This window comes from Paramagnetospirillum marisnigri, from assembly GCF_001650715.1.
GTDB lineage: Bacteria > Pseudomonadota > Alphaproteobacteria > Rhodospirillales > Magnetospirillaceae > Phaeospirillum > Phaeospirillum marisnigri.
This window is the reverse complement of sequence record NZ_LWQT01000002.1, coordinates 1-1,442: the sequence shown is the minus strand read 5'-3', so window position 1 is coordinate 1,442 and position 1,442 is coordinate 1. Positions and strand designations below refer to the sequence as shown.

Sequence of the window (1,442 nt, the reverse complement as noted above, 5' to 3'; positions counted from 1 at the left end):
GGTCATGTCCCGTCGAGTGGTGTAGCAGCTTTTGCCTGGGGATGATGGCGTAGGGTGCGTAGCGCCCGGAGGCGTCATCCCCAGGCGGCCCCGATCTGGGGGTGGTCATCGGAGATCTTCGGTAGGGTTTGGTTGCGACACCAACAACCGAACCAAGGATCAAACCGATGACCAATGAGATGATGGGCCTTCGTGGACTGCTGGAAAAGAGCGCTGATGCAGATCTGCTGCGCGAGATGATCGGCTTTGCCGCCGAGCGGCTGATGGAATTGGAGGTGGCGACGCTGACTGGCGCCGGTCATGGCGAGCGCAATCCGGATCAGCGCCTTGTCCACCGTAACGGCTACCGCGAGCGCGATTGGGAGACGCGGGCCGGGACGGTTGAACTGCGCATCCCCAGGCTAAGGAAGGGCAGCTACCTGCCGTGCTTCTTGGAGCCGCGCCGCATGGCCGAGAAGGCGCTGACCGCCGTCATCCAGGAAGCTTATATCCAGGGCATCTCGACCCGCTCGGTCGATGACCTGGTCAAGGCCATGGGCATGACCGGCATCTCCAAGAGCCAGGTCAGCCGTCTGTGTGGCGAGATCGACGGCAAGATCGCCACCTTCCTCGACCGCCCCTTGGAGGGCGACTGGCCCTATGTCTGGCTCGACGCCACCTATGTGAAGGTCCGCCAGGACGGGCGTATCGTCTCGGTGGCGGTGATCATCGCCGTCGGCGCCAACACCGCCGGGCGGCGCGAGGTACTGGGCATGACCATCGGTCCGTCGGAGGCCGAAACCTTCTGGACCGACTTCCTGCGCAAGCTGGCCCGTCGCGGTCTGCGCGGCGTCAAGCTGGTGGTGTCCGACGCCCATGAAGGCATCAAGGCCGCAATCTCCAAGGTCTTCAGCGCCACTTGGCAGCGCTGCCGCGTCCACTTCATGCGCAACGTGCTGGCCCATGCCGGCAAGTCGGGACGGCGTGTCGTCTCGGCCTTTATCGGCACCGCCTTCGCCCAGGACGATGCTGATGCCGCCCGGACCCAATGGCGGCAAGTGGCCGACCAACTCCGCCCCAGGGCCCGGAAACTGGCCGAGCTGATGGACGAGGCCGAGACCGACGTGCTGGCCTATATGACCTTCCCGCCCGCCCATCGCACCAAGTTGCACTCGACCAATCCCATCGAGCGCCTCAACGGCGAGATCAAGCGCCGCACCGAGGTGGTCGGCATCTTCCCCAACGAGGACGCCATCACCCGCCTCATCGGCGCCATCCTGCTGGAGCAGAACGACGAATGGGCCGTCCAGCGTGCCCGCTACATGACCCTGGAAACCGTCGTTCCCCTGAGCGATGATCCCCTGGTGAGCCTGCCACCCGTCGCGGCAGCCTGATCAATCCGGCCAAGCCCGCCGGAGATCAAACGGCGACTGCGCTGTTACACCAATCCAAGGGACACGATC

1 protein-coding gene is annotated in these 1,442 nt (G+C 64.8%); it reads left to right on the top strand.

Annotation, left to right across the window (positions count from 1 at the left end):
• Positions 1-167 precede the first annotated feature (167 nt).
• The gene (locus A6A04_RS00010; protein WP_068489163.1) at positions 168-1,373 is read left to right on the top strand and encodes an IS256 family transposase; all 1,206 of its coding nucleotides are present in this window, start codon (positions 168-170) and stop codon (positions 1,371-1,373) included.
• Positions 1,374-1,442: the final 69 nt, after the last annotated feature.